This is a genomic window from Winogradskyella sp. KYW1333 (assembly GCF_003335675.1).
In the GTDB taxonomy this organism is placed as follows: domain Bacteria; phylum Bacteroidota; class Bacteroidia; order Flavobacteriales; family Flavobacteriaceae; genus Winogradskyella.
The window spans coordinates 53,766-71,606 of the sequence record NZ_QPHL01000011.1; the positions used below are offsets into that span (position 1 = coordinate 53,766).

General features: G+C 32.8%; 15 protein-coding genes. 5 read left to right on the forward strand and 10 right to left on the reverse strand.

From position 1 onward, the window contains the following. Positions 1-20: 20 nt before the first annotated feature. The 3 genes from DUZ96_RS01985 to DUZ96_RS12870 are packed head-to-tail and all read right to left on the reverse strand — an operon-like array spanning position 21 to position 1,715. The gene (locus DUZ96_RS01985) at positions 21-968 is read right to left on the reverse strand and encodes an alpha/beta fold hydrolase (RefSeq protein WP_114299970.1); all 948 of its coding nucleotides are present in this window, start codon (positions 966-968) and stop codon (positions 21-23) included. A 19-nt stretch (positions 969-987) separates the two neighbouring features. Then, on the reverse strand, positions 988-1,578 hold the full coding sequence (locus DUZ96_RS01990) for an FMN-binding negative transcriptional regulator (RefSeq protein WP_114299972.1): 591 nt from the start codon (positions 1,576-1,578) through the stop codon (positions 988-990). Continuing rightward, on the reverse strand, positions 1,578-1,715 hold the full coding sequence (locus DUZ96_RS12870) for a hypothetical protein (protein ID WP_181855214.1): 138 nt from the start codon (positions 1,713-1,715) through the stop codon (positions 1,578-1,580). The genes DUZ96_RS01990 and DUZ96_RS12870 overlap by 1 nt, the downstream gene beginning before the upstream one ends. 51 nt (positions 1,716-1,766) lie before the next feature. Between DUZ96_RS12870 and radC the strand changes: the two genes are divergently transcribed. The 4 genes from radC to DUZ96_RS02010 all read left to right on the forward strand — a co-directional run bounded on the left by radC (position 1,767) and on the right by DUZ96_RS02010 (position 5,360). Then, complete coding sequence (gene radC, locus DUZ96_RS01995; protein WP_114299974.1) at positions 1,767-2,465, forward strand: RadC family protein; 699 nt, start codon at positions 1,767-1,769, stop codon at positions 2,463-2,465. Continuing rightward, positions 2,465-3,760: a polysaccharide deacetylase family protein gene (locus DUZ96_RS02000; RefSeq protein WP_114299976.1), complete on the forward strand. Its 1,296-nt coding sequence runs from the start codon at positions 2,465-2,467 to the stop codon at positions 3,758-3,760. The genes radC and DUZ96_RS02000 overlap by 1 nt, the downstream gene beginning before the upstream one ends. Beyond that, on the forward strand, positions 3,757-4,443 hold the full coding sequence (locus DUZ96_RS02005; RefSeq protein ID WP_114299978.1) for a YjjG family noncanonical pyrimidine nucleotidase: 687 nt from the start codon (positions 3,757-3,759) through the stop codon (positions 4,441-4,443). Before DUZ96_RS02000 ends, DUZ96_RS02005 begins: the two co-directional genes overlap by 4 nt. Before the next feature lie 68 nt (positions 4,444-4,511). Further along, on the forward strand, positions 4,512-5,360 hold the full coding sequence (locus tag DUZ96_RS02010) for a hypothetical protein (RefSeq protein WP_114299980.1): 849 nt from the start codon (positions 4,512-4,514) through the stop codon (positions 5,358-5,360). Here DUZ96_RS02010 and DUZ96_RS02015 read toward each other — a convergent pair. Beyond that, on the reverse strand, positions 5,357-6,634 hold the full coding sequence (locus DUZ96_RS02015) for a replication-associated recombination protein A (protein ID WP_114299982.1): 1,278 nt from the start codon (positions 6,632-6,634) through the stop codon (positions 5,357-5,359). The two genes, DUZ96_RS02010 and DUZ96_RS02015, sit on opposite strands and share 4 nt — an antisense overlap. 117 nt (positions 6,635-6,751) lie before the next feature. Here DUZ96_RS02015 and DUZ96_RS02020 point away from each other — a divergent pair, with 117 nt between their 5' ends. Continuing rightward, a complete protein-coding gene (locus DUZ96_RS02020) occupies positions 6,752-7,495 on the forward strand; it encodes a rhomboid family intramembrane serine protease (RefSeq protein WP_114299984.1) in 744 nt (247 codons plus the stop codon). On the opposite strand, the gene rlmB is transcribed toward DUZ96_RS02020, so the two are convergent. From rlmB to DUZ96_RS02050, 6 genes are all read right to left on the reverse strand, one after another. Continuing rightward, on the reverse strand, positions 7,492-8,226 hold the full coding sequence (gene rlmB / locus DUZ96_RS02025; protein ID WP_114299986.1) for a 23S rRNA (guanosine(2251)-2'-O)-methyltransferase RlmB: 735 nt from the start codon (positions 8,224-8,226) through the stop codon (positions 7,492-7,494). The genes DUZ96_RS02020 and rlmB overlap by 4 nt on opposite strands. A 58-nt stretch (positions 8,227-8,284) precedes the next feature. After that, positions 8,285-9,511, reverse strand: coding sequence for a M14 family metallopeptidase (locus tag DUZ96_RS02030; protein WP_114299988.1), 1,227 nt, complete (start codon positions 9,509-9,511; stop codon positions 8,285-8,287). Positions 9,512-9,583: 72 nt separating this feature from the next. Beyond that, complete coding sequence (locus tag DUZ96_RS02035; protein ID WP_114299989.1) at positions 9,584-10,900, reverse strand: SusD/RagB family nutrient-binding outer membrane lipoprotein; 1,317 nt, start codon at positions 10,898-10,900, stop codon at positions 9,584-9,586. Positions 10,901-10,921: 21 nt separating this feature from the next. After that, the gene (locus tag DUZ96_RS02040; RefSeq protein WP_114299991.1) at positions 10,922-14,191 is read right to left on the reverse strand and encodes a SusC/RagA family TonB-linked outer membrane protein; all 3,270 of its coding nucleotides are present in this window, start codon (positions 14,189-14,191) and stop codon (positions 10,922-10,924) included. A gap of 139 nt (positions 14,192-14,330) precedes the next feature. Then, positions 14,331-15,968, reverse strand: a complete 1,638-nt coding sequence (locus DUZ96_RS02045) for an aryl-sulfate sulfotransferase (protein ID WP_114299993.1) — start codon at positions 15,966-15,968, stop codon at positions 14,331-14,333. A gap of 45 nt (positions 15,969-16,013) precedes the next feature. Then, a complete protein-coding gene (locus tag DUZ96_RS02050) occupies positions 16,014-17,702 on the reverse strand; it encodes a POTRA domain-containing protein (RefSeq protein WP_258774290.1) in 1,689 nt (562 codons plus the stop codon). Positions 17,703-17,841 lie beyond the last annotated feature (139 nt).

The following is a 17,841-nucleotide window of genomic DNA, read 5'->3' on the forward strand; positions in this document are numbered from 1 at the left end:
TTATTGGTGTTTTCATTAATTCATTTTAAAAATTTAAGAACATAATCCAAACTCTTATCTGGACTCTCTTCCATAGGTACATGACCAACACTTTTTAAAATATTTAATGTGCTGTTATTTAGATCTTTATTAAACCGATTAGCCATTTCAACAGGTGTTAACATATCTTCTTCACCCCAAAGTATAAGTACAGGTTGTTTAATGATTTTAATTTTTTTGTATTGGTTAGGATCAGGTTCAATTGCGAGTCTATCTACAAAGGCTTGTCTATTACCTTTTCTTAAAGTGAGTTCAAAATAGCGGTTAACAAGCTCCGCGTTCACTTTGCTCTTATCTGCATAAACGTTTTCTACACTCTTTTTAGCTATAAAGCGAGGTGTAATATATGTAAACGCATTATTAATTATGGGTATTTGAGCGAGTTTAAAAGCTATAGGAATATCTTTAGATTTATTAGGATATCCTGAAGCATCAATAAGAATCAATTTTTTTACTTTGGATGGAAATTTAGTAGTAAAAAGCCAAGCAATATTGCCTCCTAGAGAGTTACCTGCTAAAATACATTTTTTAATTTTCAATGTATCTAAAAAGGATTTTATGAAGCTTACATAATTATTCTTTGAATAATTCCTGTTTAGAAAAGGACCTGTAAGTCCATAACCTGGTAAATCCATTCTAACGACACGTTTGGTTTTACTCAATTTAGAAGACCAATTATCGAAGGTATGAAGACTAGACCCTGTGCCATGAATTAAGATTATTGGGATAGAGTCGTTTCTTAAACCTTCATCACGATAATGAACATTCATATTGTTAACTGAAGTAAATTTTGATGAATCATTGGTGTATTTTCTTTTTAATTCTTCTAAAGGAATATCATTATATCCAAAAAGTAAAACAGTTAGGACTGAAAGGCAAACTATAGTTAGTGTTAGTATTTTTATGACTTTAAGAGTAATTTGTTTCATGCTTTAGGGTATTAAAAGGTCAAAACACCTTATCCAAAAATTGTCTAATACTTTCTTGATTTACTCTGATTAATTCTTCTCTTGCAAACTTAGTATCGCTAGGTTTTTTGTCTTGTGACAGTTTAAATTTACCTTCCCATTGTGTAATTGTTATCTCGAACATTTCAATGTAATTGAGATTCCTGTCAAGACGTGGGTTGTCTGGTTCTAATACATACTTATGGTCAGGTGCTTCCAAAAATTCTGTCATGGAAATTAAGGATTGCTTTAAGGCTTCTTTACTTTCAATAGCCTCTACAGTACCTTTTAAATGTACCTTAATATAATTCCAGGTTGGTAATTGGGTTGTGCCATAAACACTAGGTGAGATATAACATTCTGGTCCAGAAAATAATACGGTAACTTCATTATTGTCTTTCAGTAGCTTAGCTTGTGGATTATAGATGTCAATATGGCCAATGAGCTTGTTATTGTCAAAAATCAAAGGTAAGTGTGTGATTAATGGAGAGTTGTTACTAACTGAAATAACAGTGGCCAATGGGTAAGTCTTGATAACATCAACCATATTATTGATGTTATTGTCTTGGTGGTGTTTTGGAGGATACTTCATTAAACGCCAAATTGACTAAAGTGATGATCTAAGTGCTTATATTGCATTTTTCCCCATTTTGGTTGTGTTTCCTCATTTATCTTATTTAATCTTGAGGTAATTTCTTCATAAACACCATCTTCGAAAAATGATTTCATAATTCTTGTAATTTTATTATTCTGAAAATTACAATTTTTTATCTTTAGTCCATGTCAGAAAAACCGAGTTCGTTTTCAATCAAAAATTGGTCGCAAGATGATCAACCACGTGAAAAATTAAGAGAAAAGGGAAAAACTGTATTGAGTGATGCGGAGTTATTGGCAATTTTGATTGGGTCAGGAAACAGGGAAGAAAGTGCAGTTGATCTTTGTAAACGTATTTTAGCAAGTGTAGATAACAATTTAAATGCTCTTGGTAAGTTAACCATTAAGCAATTAATGTCCTTTAAAGGAATTGGTGAGGCAAAAGCAATAAGTATAGTTGGAGCTCTGGAGATAGGAAGGCGACGTAGATTAGAGGATGCTATTTCCTTAGACAAAATAACTTCTAGTAAGACAGTTTTTGAGACCATGCAACCAATTGTTGGCGAATTATCACATGAGGAATTTTGGATTCTCTACTTAAATAATTCTAATAAGATCATTAAGAAAAATCAATTAAGTAAGGGAGGAATTACAGGTACTTTAGTTGATGTGCGACTGGTGCTGAAGACTGCATTGGAATATGGAGCAACGTCATTAATTTTGTGCCATAATCACCCTTCAGGCGCATTAAAACCTAGTCAAGCAGACAAAGACATAACACAAAAATTGAAGAAAGGAGCACAGAGCTTAGATATTAAAGTTTTAGACCACTTAATTATAACTGAACAGTCTTACTTTAGCTTTGCAGACGAAGACTTATTATAATGCTATTAGTTTACACACATAAAATTACACCACGCTTAAAATATACCTTTAAGCATATTTGTAAGCGTATATTAGGTCTAGAGGTGAAATTCACTTCCAAAGTTGAAGATTTTATAGCTCATGACAGTTTAAAGATGTCTTATACAAAACAACCATTAAGTAATGAGTTATTTGTGAGAAGCCATTCTTTACTTTTTGAACAAGGATTATCTGACTTAGATATAAACGTACAATCATGGGATAATACAAAAGGATTTTTTCTTGCTGGTGAACGTAGTGATTTACCGTATGATATTTTTGCAGCATCTTTCTATTTATTAAGCAGATATGAAGAATATCTTCCTCATGTAAAGGATGAGTATGGACGTTTTATGGCCAAAGAGAGTATAGCCTTTACAAATCGGTTCTTAAATCAACCTGTCGTAGATATTTGGGCCTATAAATTAAGAGACGTACTACAGCAGAAATTTCCAGAATATAAATTTCATGAACGGTATTATGAAGTAAGTCCAGTAATAGATGTGCCAATGGCCTACTATTTTAGACAAAAGGGATTGTTAAGGACAATTGGAGGATCCTTAAGTGATATAGGCCGTTTTAAACTAAAGCAATTTTATCAGAGATATTCAGTTTTAATGGGTTTTAAGAGAGACCCTTACGACACCTTTAAATGGATAATTACCAAACAAAAACAGTTTAAGAAAAAATTTATGGTTTTGTTTTTATTAGGGGATTATTCTACCTATGATAAAAACATAAACACAAACAAAAAGGAGTTTATTTCATTAATTAAATCTGTAGCGGACTATTGTGATGTTGGTATTAAGGCCTCTTATTTTGCTCTAGATGATCTTTCAATACTAAAAAAGGAAAAGCTGAAAATAGAAGTTATTACTAATAAAGTTTTAGAAGCGGTAAGAAATTCGTTTTCTAAATTAAACCTACCTACGTCTTATAGAAATTTTGTTGAGCTCGAAATTCATCAAGATTATTCAATGGGTTATGTAGATACTTTAGGTTTTAGGGCTGGTACTTGTACGCCGTTTCAGTTTTATGATTTAGATTACGAAGTACAAACACCATTAAAAATTAATCCATATCACTGTATGGATTTTGCACTTATAAAATATCAATCCCTATTAGATAAAACAGAACATCTTCAAAAACTTATTGATGAAATAAAAGCCGTAAATGGTACCTTTACTCCAATATTTCATAATTATACTTTTAGTGATTCTGAGCGATGGGAAGGGTTTAGATCATTATTTAATTTAATACTAGAATCAGCTGAATGAATAACGGAATAAAACATGTCTTTTTTGATTTAGATCATACTCTTTGGGATTTTGATAAAAATTCTGGTCTAACGTTTAAAAAAATATTTGAACTCAACAATATAAATATTGAATTGGGTACTTTTTTGAAAGTTTATGAACCTATCAACCTCAAATATTGGAAATTGTATAGAGAGGAACGTGTCAGTAAACCTGATTTGCGCTATGGGAGATTAAAGGAAGCTTTTGATACTTTAGGAGTTTCGGTTAAAGATGATATGATTAACCATCTGTCTGAGGCATATATAGACTACTTGACGACATTTAATCATTTATTTGAAGGAGCTATTGAGATACTTGAATATTTACAATATAAATATCATTTGCACATCATAACTAATGGGTTTGAAGAGGCCCAGGAAAGGAAGATGCAAAATTCAAAAATAAGATCATACTTTAAAACTGTAACTAACTCTGAGATGGTTGGTGTAAAAAAGCCCAATCCGAAAATATTCAATTATGCTCTAAATAGTGCTGAAGCTAACCCTAATGAAAGTATAATGATTGGCGATAGTTTAGAGGCTGATATAGCTGGTGCTCAAAAGGTTGGGATGCGAACTATTCATTTTGACTACAAGGATGTACATAACGGTGATGGCAATGTTAGAGTAAAACAGTTAAAGGCATTAATTAATCATTTGTAATATGAATAAAAGGCTTTAATACTTATTTTTGTTTAAAACTGCATAAGATTAAATACATAATTACTTCAATGAAAAAAATAGTCTCCATACTCATAATATGCTGTTTTGCATTACTTAAAGTTAATTCGCAAACAGAAGTTAATTCATATAAGTATATAATTGTACCACTTCAGTATAAGTTTTTAAAAGGTGAAAATAAATACCGCCTAAATACTTTGACTAAGCATTTGTTCTTAAAGAGTGGTTATGAGGTGTATTACGATAAGCAGTTAATTCCAGCTGATTTGTTTGAAGACAGATGTTTGGCAATGTATGCAGATGTGAACGAGATTGATCGTGGATTTAGAATAACTAATTTAGAGATTGAATTACGTGACTGTAAAGGAGAATTAATTTTAAAATCTGACATAGGTAGGTCAGGCATCAATAATCATGAGAAGAGATTTACAACTGCATTAAGAAATGCTTATGATACTTTTAGTGATAGGCTTTTCTATCAAGAGACAGCGAAATCAACTAGTACTGAAGAAAAAGTTGTGGATAACAAAACTAGTGATAAACCATTAGTAAAATCAGATGTCACCCTAGATGTCTATGAAAATTCAAAGAAGGTTGTAGAAACCAAAGACACTAATGAAAAGGAAGCCGAGAGTACTACTGAAATAACAGCTGGTGAGCAGGAAACGGTTGAAGAAGCAAGTGATAATGAAATTTTGTATGCGCAAGAAGTTGATAATGGATATCAATTGGTTAATTCAGAATCAAAAGTTGTGATGGTTCTTTTAAAGACTGGATTGGATGATGTTTTTAATGTAAAAGGCAACGATGCGATTATATTCAAGAAAGATGGTGATTGGATGTATTCCGAAAATAAAGAGAATGGGGTGAAACTAAAACCTTTAAACATTAAGTTTTAATATCCATATTTTTTATTCCACAAACCTCTAAGGTATTTCCGTTGAGCTTCTTCTCTTGCATTATTGCCGGGGTTATATAGCTTTGTGTTTTTAATTTCTTCTGGTAAGAATTCGTGTTCAGTAAAATTATTCTCGTAACTATGGGCATATTTGTATTCGTCACCATATCCTAATTCTTTCATCAATTTTGTTGGTGCATTTCTAATAGATAGCGGTATTGGTAAATCTCCAGTTTCTATAACTATTTGTTGTGCCTTGTTTATAGCGTCATAAGCGGCAATGCTTTTCGGTGAACTTGCCAAATAAGTAGCACATTGGCTCAAAATAATTCGTGATTCAGGATTCCCAATTGCAGAAACGGCTTGAAATGTGTTATTGGCTATTACCAAAGCCGTCGGATTTGCATTTCCAATATCTTCACTTGCCAAGATGAGTAATCGTCTTGCTATAAATTTAACGTCTTCACCACCTTCTATCATGCGTGCCAAATAATAGACTGCAGCGTTAGGATCGCTGCCTCTTATAGATTTAATAAATGCCGAAATAATATCATAATGTTGATCACCCGCTTTGTCATATCTAACGGCCTTATTTTGAACTTGCTTCATTACCAATTCATTAGTAATGGTAATTGTGTCCTCATTAATAGATGAAACAATAAGTTCGAATATGTTAAGTAATTTTCTAGCATCACCACCTGATAGTCTCAATAAAGCTTCAGTTTCTTTTAATTCAATATTTAGTTTAGATAATATTTTGTCTTTTTCAATAGCTCGTTTAATTAAGGCTTCCAAATCTGATTTATTGAAAGCATTAAGTGTATAAACTTGACATCGAGATAACAAGGCAGAAATAACTTCAAAACTCGGATTTTCAGTAGTTGCTCCTATTAAAGTCACCCAACCTTTTTCAACTGCTTCTAATAAAGAATCTTGTTGGGATTTACTAAACCTATGAATTTCATCAATAAATAGGATAGGGTTTTTTGCAGTAAATAGACCACCGCTTTTTTTTGCTTTATCTATAACTTCTCTAATATCTTTTACACCAGAATTTATAGCACTGAGCTTAAAAAAAGGACGATCAGATTCATTTGCGATTATGTTTGCTAATGTGGTTTTACCAATTCCTGGTGGTCCCCAAAGTATTAAAGAAGGAATTACTCCACTTTTAATTTGCTGATACAACATGCCCTCTTTACCCACTAAGTGTTGTTGACTTAGATAGTCATTTAGTGTCTTTGGTCGAAGTCGTTCCGCAAGAGGTGTATTCATACCTTAAAAGTACAAAATGACTTTGAAAAGGACATGGTGATAAACATATCAGTTATGACAATATTTCATGATAGTGAAATTTGGTTTTAAATTTGGTGTACTGATAAGAAACCATACATGGTAAAAGACCAACAATTTAAATATTCTACAGGTGTAATTTTATACCCCTTAGTTATGCTATTTACTGTTTGGTTGGTTTTTTGGTATCAGGTAAGAATAGATCATAGTATTAAATCCTTTGGTATAAGACCGCAAAAAGTTGAAGGGCTAATGGGTATTTTAACTAGTCCGTTTCTGCACGGAGACATTAATCATTTATATAATAATTCAATACCACTGTTTGTATTGTCCTTAGCACTATTTTATTTCTATAAAAGAATTGCATGGAAAGTTATAGTATATGGTATTTTACTCTCTGGGCTTTTGACATGGACTATTGCAAAATCTGGCAATCATATAGGTGCTAGTGGTTTAATTTATGTCTTGGTAAGCTTTATATTTTTTAAGGGTATTTTCGCAAAACATTACAGGTTAATTGCTCTGTCCCTAATGGTTGTATTTTTATATGGAAGTTTAATCTGGTATGTGTTTCCGATAAAAGTTGGTATGTCTTGGCAAGGGCATTTAGGCGGTTTAATATCAGGATTTATTTTTGCTTTAATCTTTAGAAAACAAATTGCGAAACGTGAGCGCTATAAATGGGAAGATCCTGATTATGATGAAGAGAGTGATCCATTTATGAAGCATTTTGATGACAATGGAAATTTCATCGAATTAGAACCTGAAGTTGATCAAGATTCTAATTTAGAATCTAATGAAGGGGTTGAAATAAGGTATGACTATAAAGAAAATAAGGACTAAATGCGCTGTCTTACTGCTTCATATAAAAATGCACCACAAGCTACAGAGACATTAAGTGATTCAATCTCTCCTAGTATTGGTAATTTTGCCTTGGCATCTACCGCTTTTAGAACAGAAGGATTTATTCCTCTACCTTCAGACCCCATAATTATTGCACATGGATCTTTAAATGAAATGTCATAGAGCAAATCATCTGCTTTTTCAGTGGCGGCAATTACTTTTATACCAGATGATTGTAAATGATAAACAGCATCTTTAATATGATCTACTTTGCAAATAGGTATTTTAAAAATTGCACCAGCACTAGTTTTAATTGTATCGCCATTTATTGGAGCACCGCCTTTTTTTTGGATTATAATACCTGAAACTCCAGTACATTCTGCCGTACGGACAATTGCACCAAAATTTCTAACATCACTCAGTTGGTCTAATAGTAAAAATAAAGGTGTATTACCAGATTCGATTACATTTAATACCAAGTCATCAATATCATGAAATTCTATTGGAGAAATTTGTGCAATTGCACCTTGGTGATTTCCCATAGACAAACGATTTAGTTTTTCTACAGGTACATATGAGGAACTAATACCTTCTGATCTTAATAAGTATTCTAATTCTTGGAACAACTCGCCTCTACTGCCTTTTTGAAGAAAAACCTTATCAATGTTTTTACCTGATTTTACGGCTTCAATAATTGCTCTTATACCAAATATGGTTGTTTCATTTTTCATGCGGTAAAGGTAAGTAAAGCTATTTGTTATTGTGAATTCATTGAAATAAAATAATATCCTAATTTTTAGTGTCCAATAATAGTTCCATCATTTGTGTCGCGGCTATATTCCCAATTAATTCTATATTTTCTTTAGGAGTTTTGTCGCCAATTTCAAAAGTTATGCCTACAGCATTGTGTGCCTTTAAGAACCAACCTTTAGATACAGGTTTTAATGAATTTCCAGAGGCTTCTTTTACTTTATAATTAGGATAATTAGCTTCAATACCTTCAAACCAATCACTAACAAAATTTGGTAATGTTGTACTAGCACGTTCTTTATTTGTATAAAAAACATCATACCAAGTAGAATGAAAATCTAAGCCTATTATTACTCTTGAATTATTCTTTTTAACATATTTATTAATATACTTTACTGTTTGTTTAATTTCTTTTTGATTGTACCTTGACCAGTCCCTATTTGTGTCTACTCCATTGGCATTGTGTCTCCAATGACCTTTTTCAACACCGTCAGGATTAAGTATTGGGAAGGCCAAGATTTGATATTTATCAAAAAATTGTTTTGAAAGATTGTTTTCCTTAATTAATGAATTGATGAAATGCTGAAATGCGTAATAACCAGTAACTTCTGGAGGATGTTGACGCGTTAATAATACAATTACGTCTTTATTTTTTGTTTCACCATTGTTTAATTTTAGTATAGGTAAATTTCTTTTCTCTGAGGATTCTCCATAGTAGTCAAAATGAACTAGATTTGAGTTTTTAGCATCCAAAGTTTTACTCCAACTAATTACGCTATTGTAGTCTTCGATTTGCTGCGCAGCAACAATTTGAGGTGAATTATTTAGGCTTAATTTTATTGAGGTCTTGTCATTTTGTTCAATGATATTTACTGAGTCTAAAATAGTCCAAGAATTGTCCTTATAAATCTTCGGGACATACCTATGATTGTATTCTTCAGGATAGTCAAAATTAATATAATAGGTCTTGGGGGATCTAGACCAAATTTTGAAAGCGTAATAGGCGCTATTATTGATAGGTTCGTTCTCAGGATTAATGAATACTCTAACCGTAGAATCATTAATTTTTTCAAAATCATTAATCCTAGCTCCACTGAATTCATTACTTACAAAAACTTTTTGATCTTCTGAATAAAAGGTTTGTTTCTTTTGTTCATTAATAAGTTTATCAGTTGTGTCAATATAATTCTCAAAACTCGCATGTTTCGTGTTTCCACAGTTATAAATAATCAGTAAACTAAATAATATTTGAAATATTCTTTTCATATTATTGGTATTAAAAAGGCCACTTAGAAAAGCGGCCTTTTATCAATTTTAAGAAACTAACTTGTTATATGATTAATTAATAGGTGTTGGATCAAATAACGTTGGTAAAGGAGAAGGAATATTAGGATTCGCATCTACTTCTATCTGAGGATAAATAAACCTTTGCGGTATTGTAGCACCAGTTTTTGGTGGTACATTAAGCATATTACCTGTTCTTCTTATATCATGGAATGGTTGTAATTCACCAATTAAAGTAATATACTTCTCTTCAACTATCTCCATCAACAATGCGTTACTACCAGATGCTGATGTTGTTGCTGGGAAGCTACTACCATATTCAGTTGCTAAAAATGCTCTTACTTCGTTAAATGCCGTTACGTCACCTGCGTCGTTAGTACGATTAGCAGCTTCAGCTTCAATTAATTTAACCTCTTCATATGAAATGATGTTCATAGGAGCTGTTTCTGCAAAAACACCATCGTTAGAAACATTAGGCGCATGACCTGTACCATCACTATATCCAGTGAAATAGAAATCAAAACGTTCTGCATCACCAGGTGTTGCAATAACTCTTGCTACGGTTCCATCTAAAAGATTTTTTAAGTGAGAATCAGTCGCTCCTAAATAGCCATCACGCTCATCAACCATAAACTGGTAATATAAATTCTCTGAATTTAAAGCAGTTGTATGTTGCGTAATTAGACTTTTTTCTGGAGTGTCAATTCCATTTCTTGCACTGATCAATGCATTTGGATAATCCTTAGCAATCAGATAGTATCTTGCTTTCAATGAATGAGCTATTTCAGCCCAAGTAGCAGCACTAGATAATCTATTACCTGCATAAGTTGATGCAGATAAATCACCTACATTAGTTATCGCCTGATCTAAAATTGTCTGAATTCCAGATAACACGCTTGCTTGGCTATCATACTCTGGAGTCGGGAACTCGGAAATGTTATTTGCTTGTAAGAACGGAATGTCTCCAAAAAGAGCAGCCATTTCACCAAAAATTGCAGCCTCACAAATCTGTGCGATACCAGCCAACTGTAAGTTACCTGATTCTAAAGCCAAATCTCTAGTTAATTGTGCTTGTTCTATTCCACGTACATAAGCATCTTCCCAAGTATCATCATAATCTGCAGCAGTTGTTGAATATTGATTTACCGTTACATATTGACGATCCTCACCAGTAAAGTGGTTCATAAATATTCCTGCATATCTTGCGCTGTTACTAGTGGCAAGTTGCATCCAACCTAACTGTGCTTGACCAATAATTAATTCTGGTGGCGCAGTCGTAAATTCATTAGGATCTGTATTGATATCTTCAGTGTATGACTCACACGAAGCCACAAACAGAATAAGTATAAATAATTTTGAAATTGTTTTCATTTTGTCTTTTTTTTGAGTCTATTAGAATGAAAGTCTTATAGTAGTTATAAATGATTTTGTTCCAGGATTACTAAAATATTCTAATCCACGACCTTTTGACGCACCTGTTAAGTTATTATCAGGGTCAAATCCTTCAATATCTGTCCATAAAATTAAGTTACGACCAGTAATACCTATTTGTGCATTGGTTAATCCAATTTTAGATATTAAATCTTTTGGTAAATCATAAAATAATGACACCTCTCTTAATCTTGTCCAAGATGCATCTTCGTAGAAAGGTTCACCAACATCACCAAATCCACCACCGTTTCCAGTCCACCATGCTGCATCAACTGCAACTGGTCCGCCACCGAAATCTTGTTCAAATCCTCTAAAAGTTGATCCTGCCGGAATTACTGTGCCATTAGCATTTACTAAATCCTGAGAAGCCACTGATTCAACTGCAGTGTCTGGATGGATACCAAAGAAATTTAATACACCTCTTGTTCCATTCCAAACATCGTTACCTTGAGATGTTTCAAATAAAGCTGATAAAGTAAATCCTTTATACTGTACAGTTGTTCCGAGACCACCTCTCCAATCAGGATTAGGATCTCCTAAGAAACTCTCTGTTGGAGAAGCTGTTGGAAATCCATTAGCATTTAAAATAAAATCTCCATTTGCATCTCTGTCATATGCTGTACCTCTAAGTACTGCAAATGGTTGACCTTCCGCAACACCAGATGAATTTGATGTAAATCCATTTAAAATAAAATAAGAACTACCAGCCATATCTTCGACTAAACTTACGTTTCTAGTGTAGTTAATATTCATATTCCACTGTAAATCTGCGTTATCAATAATCTTACCTGATAAGTCTATTTCAACCCCTTTATTACTGATTGTAGCTGCATTTACTAATTGGTTGGCAAAACCTGAAGAAGATGGTAATGGTAATTCTAATAATACATCTTCAGAAGTACGATCATAATATGTTGCAGATAAACTTAATCTGTTATCTAAGAATCTTGTATCAAAACCTACTTCAAACTCTTTAATACGCTCTTCTTTTAAATTAGGATTTCCTCTTGTTGCAGATTGAGTTAATGGATTTCCATAAAGAGCACCTTCATAACCATCACCCCAACCAGAGAACACACCTCCTGTTGAAATATAAGTCTCAGTAGAGTATGGTGCTGGTTCAATACCTACTTCACCATAAGAAACTCTTAATTTACCGAAAGAAAATGCATTTGAGTTTTCCACATATTTAGTAAAATTCCAACCTGCAGAAGCACTAGGATAGAATATCATACCTGCATTCGGTAAACTAGATACATATTCACCTCTTCCTGTAAGTTCAAGTAAGAATTCATTTTTGTAATCAAAATTTAAAACTGCAAACCCACCAGCTTTTCTAGTCAAAGAAGTAAAGTCACTCACATTTGAGTTTTGTGATGTAGCATTACCAAAATTTAAAAATACTTCATCTGGATTTGTAAAGTTGGTTTCCTCACCAGATAATCTTCTATACTTGTTTTGGAAGAATTGTGTACCAACTGTAAATCCTAAGTTTAAATCTTCGATTAAGTTATAATTACCTGTTGCAAAAACATTAATATTTTGGTTGCTCTCTGTAATTCTATCTTCGAAAAATAGACCATTAGTTCCATCGCCTGCAGAACCTGCTGGCTCGTAGTTAGTTCTATTATCTTGGTAGTAATCTAAACTATAACGACCAATTAATGTGATGTTGTCGTTAACTTTAAAACTAATTTCTGGCGCAATAATAAAACGATTTACATCATTTAAGTTCTTTTGTTCACTAGTCGTCCATAACGGGTTGTTATAAGCAGGTGAATTGTAACTGAATGTCCCAGTCTCTGCATTAAAAACCCTAGAAGAACCCAACTGCTGTCTATATCCTCTGTGAGAATTTGGTGTTGGTACACCATCAGCATTAAAATATGTTCCCTTGTAATCTCTAATATCAAAATCAGGGGATGTTCTTAAGTAACCAAGATAAAGTCCATTAAGGTTAGAACCTGTTTGAACCCTGTTAGATTCAATATTTACATAAGTAGAAGATAACTTCAATGTCAGTTTATCCGAAAAATCAACATCAGAGTTAAGTCTTACACTTGTTCTGTCATAATCAGAGGCACCGTTATAAATACCTTCTTGGTTCCAATTTGAAACACTTACAAATGTTCTTGAGGATTCACCAGAATGACTAAAACTGATGTTATTCTCCATCGTTACACCAGTTTGGAAAACAGCATCTCGATTGGCTTTGTTATAAACTGCTGTAGAGTTTTTTTGAGTAATAGGATAGTAAAGTGTTCCATCGTCTGCTTGGAAGTAAGCACCAGAAGTGTCAACTGTATCTGCTCCACCAGTTCTTGCATCAATTCTGCCCCCATAAGAAAAACCTGTATTGGATTGGCCAGAACCTGTAAGGTGATCCACACCACCAAATCCTTGTCCAAATATACCTTGCTTATCCCACTCCACGTTTATTTGGTCAAAAGAGAAAGTGTTTTTATAATCCACTTTCCATTTCTTACCTCCTCTTGTTCCTCTTTTTGTTTTAATTACGATAACACCATTTGCTGCACCAGTACCATAAACAGCAGCGGCAGAGGCGCCTTTTAGAACAGATATAGATTCAATATCTTCTTGGTTAATATCATTTAAACGTGATTGCTGTACAACACCAGCAGTACCACCACCAATAGAGTTGTTCGAAACAATAGCGCCATCAATTACAATAAGTGGGCTACTATCACCTAATATGGTATTTTGTCCACGAATTTGAATATAGGCACCAGCACCTGGATCACCAGAGTTTCTAGTAATATTAACACCAGATGTTTTACCTGATAAAGCTTGTAGAACACCAGCTTCACCAGATTTCTTAAGTTGATCTACTTTTACAATAGAAGTAGAACTTAAGTCATCGTCTTTCTTTTTCTCTAGACCTAAAGCCGTAATAACAACTTCATCTAAAACAGAAGCGTCCTCAGCCAAAGACACGTTAATAGTATTAGAGTCTTTAACAACAATAGATTGAGTTGCAAATCCTAAATACGAAAAGACTAGAGTGTCTCCTGCATTAGCACTAATGGAGTATTTACCATCAATATCTGACTGGACACCTGATGAAGTACCTTTAATAATAATGTTTACACCTGGTAAGGGCAGGCCTGCTTCATCAGTAATTGTACCCGTAATTGTTTTGTTTTGGGCAAAGGAAATCTGAATAAATAACGCAAAAAGTAACGTTAAGAATCCTCTTAATTTGATTTTCATAATTATAAAAAATTAGATTGTTAGTAATCCAAAAATCTTAATTATATGTTAAGAATCAAAATTTATTTGTTAATAAATTTTAAAATATTTGAATAAAATCAAAAATATGTGGTTTTCCCGTAATCAGCTAAAAAGAAATCTATTGCTTAATTATTTTTTTAACTGATTGTCTATTAGAGGTATAAACTTTAACCAAATAAAGTCCTGGTGGGTAATTTATTAAACTAATTTTAGTTGATTTAGACTGCAAAATCTTTTGACCACTTGTAGTATAAACTTCCAGCTTGAGAATTTTATCATTTGTATTCAAGTATACCTCATTTTTTGTGGGATTTGGGTAAAGAGTCACTGTGTTGAAATCAAAATCCTCGATACTAAGATTGTTACAAGGTGTTAGGTCTGGATTTATCTCTATTGGTAAACCTGGCGTTAAATCTCTACCTGCAAAAGCAGGATAATCGGTATTATATTTAACAGCTCTAAAAGTAAGATTAGCTGCTGCTTCTTCACCTTGTTCAGTTATTGTCCCAAGGCCGTTATTTACGGGATTTACATACTCCCAAACTTTATCGTTGTTAGAATCTAATTCAAAAACATATCCTTGGTTACCTTCACATACAAGAATATTTCCATTTGGTAATTGCTGGGCATTACTTACAATTGCAGAATATAAGCTCGATGGGTCAGAACCAGGTTCAGAATAAGTGTAATCAGTTGCCAATGGGCTATAAGCTGTTCCTGGAGTATAATCAAAGACGCCTAAAGTAGTTTCAGGAGGAGATATTATGTCTACTTGCGAGAATTCTGGTGATCGCTGAAAACCATTATTAAATAATATGATTTTATCTTCATTAGGTAGTCCGTCAGGTATGAAATATGCAGAATGTTGACCGAATAATTTTCTTTCAGCTTCTGTACCTTGTCTATAGGCTTGGGGGTTTCCCCATCTGTATAAAAGATCCCCTCCTTTACCGTATGTACCACCCGATCCAGTTGCTGCTTCGGCAGTTGTTGTTGAATGGTCTATTATCCATATTTCACTTAATCGTCTTGAGCTTAGAGTTATTTGATCGCGTTCTTCATTATACTGAACGGAATTAATATGCAACCAATTATTTCCGCCAGTATCATTATTAATAAAATTGATGTCCAATTTTTCTGGACTTGCAGCAACGTTACCAAAATTTTGTTTTGTATTATCAAAATCCTGAATCAAATGATCAAAAATATTCCATTCCCAAACTATGTTTCCATTGGTTGTGCCTAAAATAGGTTGTACTTCAATTAATTGCTCATTGTACAATTCATTGTCCGGTAATAAGGAAGGGTCTCTGCCAAGATCTATTGCGTCTGCTCCAGACACAACAGTTGCTGCCAAAATCAATATGTTTCCATTTGGCAAAGGATGAGCCTCATGGTGCTGTCTATACTGGTTTGTGCTGTAGGTATAGGACCATATGATATTGCCGTCCCAATCAAATAGTTCAATAATACCACCTTGCCCACCAAAGCCAATATCGCTGCTGCCATCGTCAAGCCTTCCTGCTCTAAGTAAATTTCCGTTGGGTAATAAATAAACTGAACTACCAGGTCTGTATGCACTTTCCCATTCATTAATAACTTCTCCACAATTATTAATTAAATATGCCTTGTTATGAACGCTGAAAAGAGTATAGCCATCATGCGCGTCATTGGTAATGGAAATGGTTCCAACCGTATTTTGACCGAAAGTATAAAATGGTGCTATGAATAAAAGTAAAAGTATTTTTTTTAGCATAGGAGCAGTTTTTTGAGCATAAATATAAACTAATCCATAATATATTTAGAATGTGGCAGTGAGGCTAATATGAACTTTGGAATCAGAAAATCTAAATTGCCTGTTCTCAGATTTTCCGCTAGAGTAGTTTAGTCTAAATAGACCTGCATTAGTGAGCAGGCCAAATCCAAATCCAAAACCAAATAGTTTTTCTTTGCTTTCCGTTAGGTCGTTTTCAAAATAGGCCGCGTCTAAAACAGAGTGGATATATATGGTATTACTAAGCCTGTAGCGATATTCTGTATTGATTACACCATATAGATTAGCAACTATACTATTTTCTTCAAATCCTCTTATTGAATTTATGCCTCCAAATCTGAAAAGTTCATTGTCTAAATAATCATCAGAAATAAGAATGGCACTATTGATTCTCGTGTAGATACTATTTCTATCATTAAGATTAAATATTTTGAATGTGTTCAACTGGTAAAAGCTTTGATCTTTTTCACCTAGATCATTTCTTCTATTTCCGAATCCAGAAGAAAATTCTAACCAAAAGTTATAAGGGAATAACGGATCATTAAATTGAGGTTTGTTAAATGTATAATTTGCAGTTATATAACTGGAGGTGTAATCGTTTAAAATTGAAGTGTCGTTGTCTAGCAGATTACTAGAGTTAATTGCATTTAATCCAACTCCAATTTTATGTAGTGCATTTATTTGATAATTAATATTAGCGCGCTGGGTTACGTTAACAAATGTTGAGTCTTTTCTAAAAATATTTAATCCAAGTTCTAATCCAATGGGAGAATTGAATAAAAATGGTAATGTTGCGTCTACTCTAAAAGTCTGCTGATCTATCTCATCGCTTTTGTAGAATAGATTTAAAGATTCACCAAAGTTTAAATTATTGATTAATCTTAAATCTAGATAACCATCAAATTCAAGTTTATTCGTGTTTTCATTTGTGCCAAATCCCAAAAAACCATCAAAATTGTTAGTTTTAACTTTATCGATGTAAAGGTATAATGTGGTGGAGTCTTTTGTAAATAAAACCTCTGGATCTTTTATTTTGTTTGCAAACCTTAAATCTTGCAAAAGCTCTACTTTATCTTTGATTCCATTCAATTTAAAGGATTGTCCTGTTTTTAGTTTTAAAAAATGCTTAATGTAGGACTTAGGAAATTTTTCGTAACCCTTAACTATAATTTTATCAATACGTCTTTTTTGGTTTTTAATAATTTCTATATCAGCTCCAATTAAATCAGTATTAATCTTTTGAATATTATTGAGTTGTAGAGTTGAAAAAGGGTCACCTTGTTCTGAGATTAATGAGTTTAATCGATCAAGTGCATTTTCGAGAGATTCTACATCTAACTCAAAATAATTGTCGTCTTTATTGTGTTCAATAATATTTAGAAGTTGAACATCAAAATTAGAATCATAGTTAATTCTAATCGTATTTATTTTTTTACCTAAATAAAAAAGAGCCTCAAAAAGTGTATCACTTTTCTTTGTGATACTTTCTATTTTGGTATCTATAAATCCATTTTTATTTAATTTTTTCTTTAAAACATAAACTTCCTTTTCCATTGATTTATAATCTGCAAAAGAATTACTGTAACCTATAGAATCTATTTTGAATGTTTCAGATTTAGATTTTGAAATTACACTCAAATTAATCGATTGTCCAAATAACTGATTGGTTAAAATCGTGACAATAATTAAGAGTGCAATTGAATTAAATCTTTTCATTAAAGAAAACGGAGGATTTTTGATTTAATAACGTAAAAATAGGCCTTAATATGTAGGTATGAAACGAAAGTTGAATTTTCTTCACAAAATTAATTCAATAGTGTTTGAATAATTAATATATATTTCTACCTTTGCAGCC

What these genes read in the sequence shown, in the direction of transcription:
- DUZ96_RS01985 (WP_114299970.1), bottom strand. Translation starts at nt 968, where the DNA reads ATGAAACAAATTACTCTTAAAGTCATAAAAATACTAACACTAACTATA.
- DUZ96_RS01990 (WP_114299972.1), bottom strand. Translation starts at nt 1,578, where the DNA reads ATGAAGTATCCTCCAAAACACCACCAAGACAATAACATCAATAATATG.
- DUZ96_RS12870 (WP_181855214.1), bottom strand. Translation starts at nt 1,715, where the DNA reads ATGAAATCATTTTTCGAAGATGGTGTTTATGAAGAAATTACCTCAAGA.
- radC (WP_114299974.1), top strand. Translation starts at nt 1,767, where the DNA reads ATGTCAGAAAAACCGAGTTCGTTTTCAATCAAAAATTGGTCGCAAGAT.
- DUZ96_RS02000 (WP_114299976.1), top strand. Translation starts at nt 2,465, where the DNA reads ATGCTATTAGTTTACACACATAAAATTACACCACGCTTAAAATATACC.
- DUZ96_RS02005 (WP_114299978.1), top strand. Translation starts at nt 3,757, where the DNA reads ATGAATAACGGAATAAAACATGTCTTTTTTGATTTAGATCATACTCTT.
- DUZ96_RS02010 (WP_114299980.1), top strand. Translation starts at nt 4,512, where the DNA reads ATGAAAAAAATAGTCTCCATACTCATAATATGCTGTTTTGCATTACTT.
- DUZ96_RS02015 (WP_114299982.1), bottom strand. Translation starts at nt 6,634, where the DNA reads ATGAATACACCTCTTGCGGAACGACTTCGACCAAAGACACTAAATGAC.
- DUZ96_RS02020 (WP_114299984.1), top strand. Translation starts at nt 6,752, where the DNA reads ATGGTAAAAGACCAACAATTTAAATATTCTACAGGTGTAATTTTATAC.
- rlmB (WP_114299986.1), bottom strand. Translation starts at nt 8,226, where the DNA reads ATGAAAAATGAAACAACCATATTTGGTATAAGAGCAATTATTGAAGCC.
- DUZ96_RS02030 (WP_114299988.1), bottom strand. Translation starts at nt 9,511, where the DNA reads ATGAAAAGAATATTTCAAATATTATTTAGTTTACTGATTATTTATAAC.
- DUZ96_RS02035 (WP_114299989.1), bottom strand. Translation starts at nt 10,900, where the DNA reads ATGAAAACAATTTCAAAATTATTTATACTTATTCTGTTTGTGGCTTCG.
- DUZ96_RS02040 (WP_114299991.1), bottom strand. Translation starts at nt 14,191, where the DNA reads ATGAAAATCAAATTAAGAGGATTCTTAACGTTACTTTTTGCGTTATTT.
- DUZ96_RS02045 (WP_114299993.1), bottom strand. Translation starts at nt 15,968, where the DNA reads ATGCTAAAAAAAATACTTTTACTTTTATTCATAGCACCATTTTATACT.
- DUZ96_RS02050 (WP_258774290.1), bottom strand. Translation starts at nt 17,702, where the DNA reads ATGAAAAGATTTAATTCAATTGCACTCTTAATTATTGTCACGATTTTA.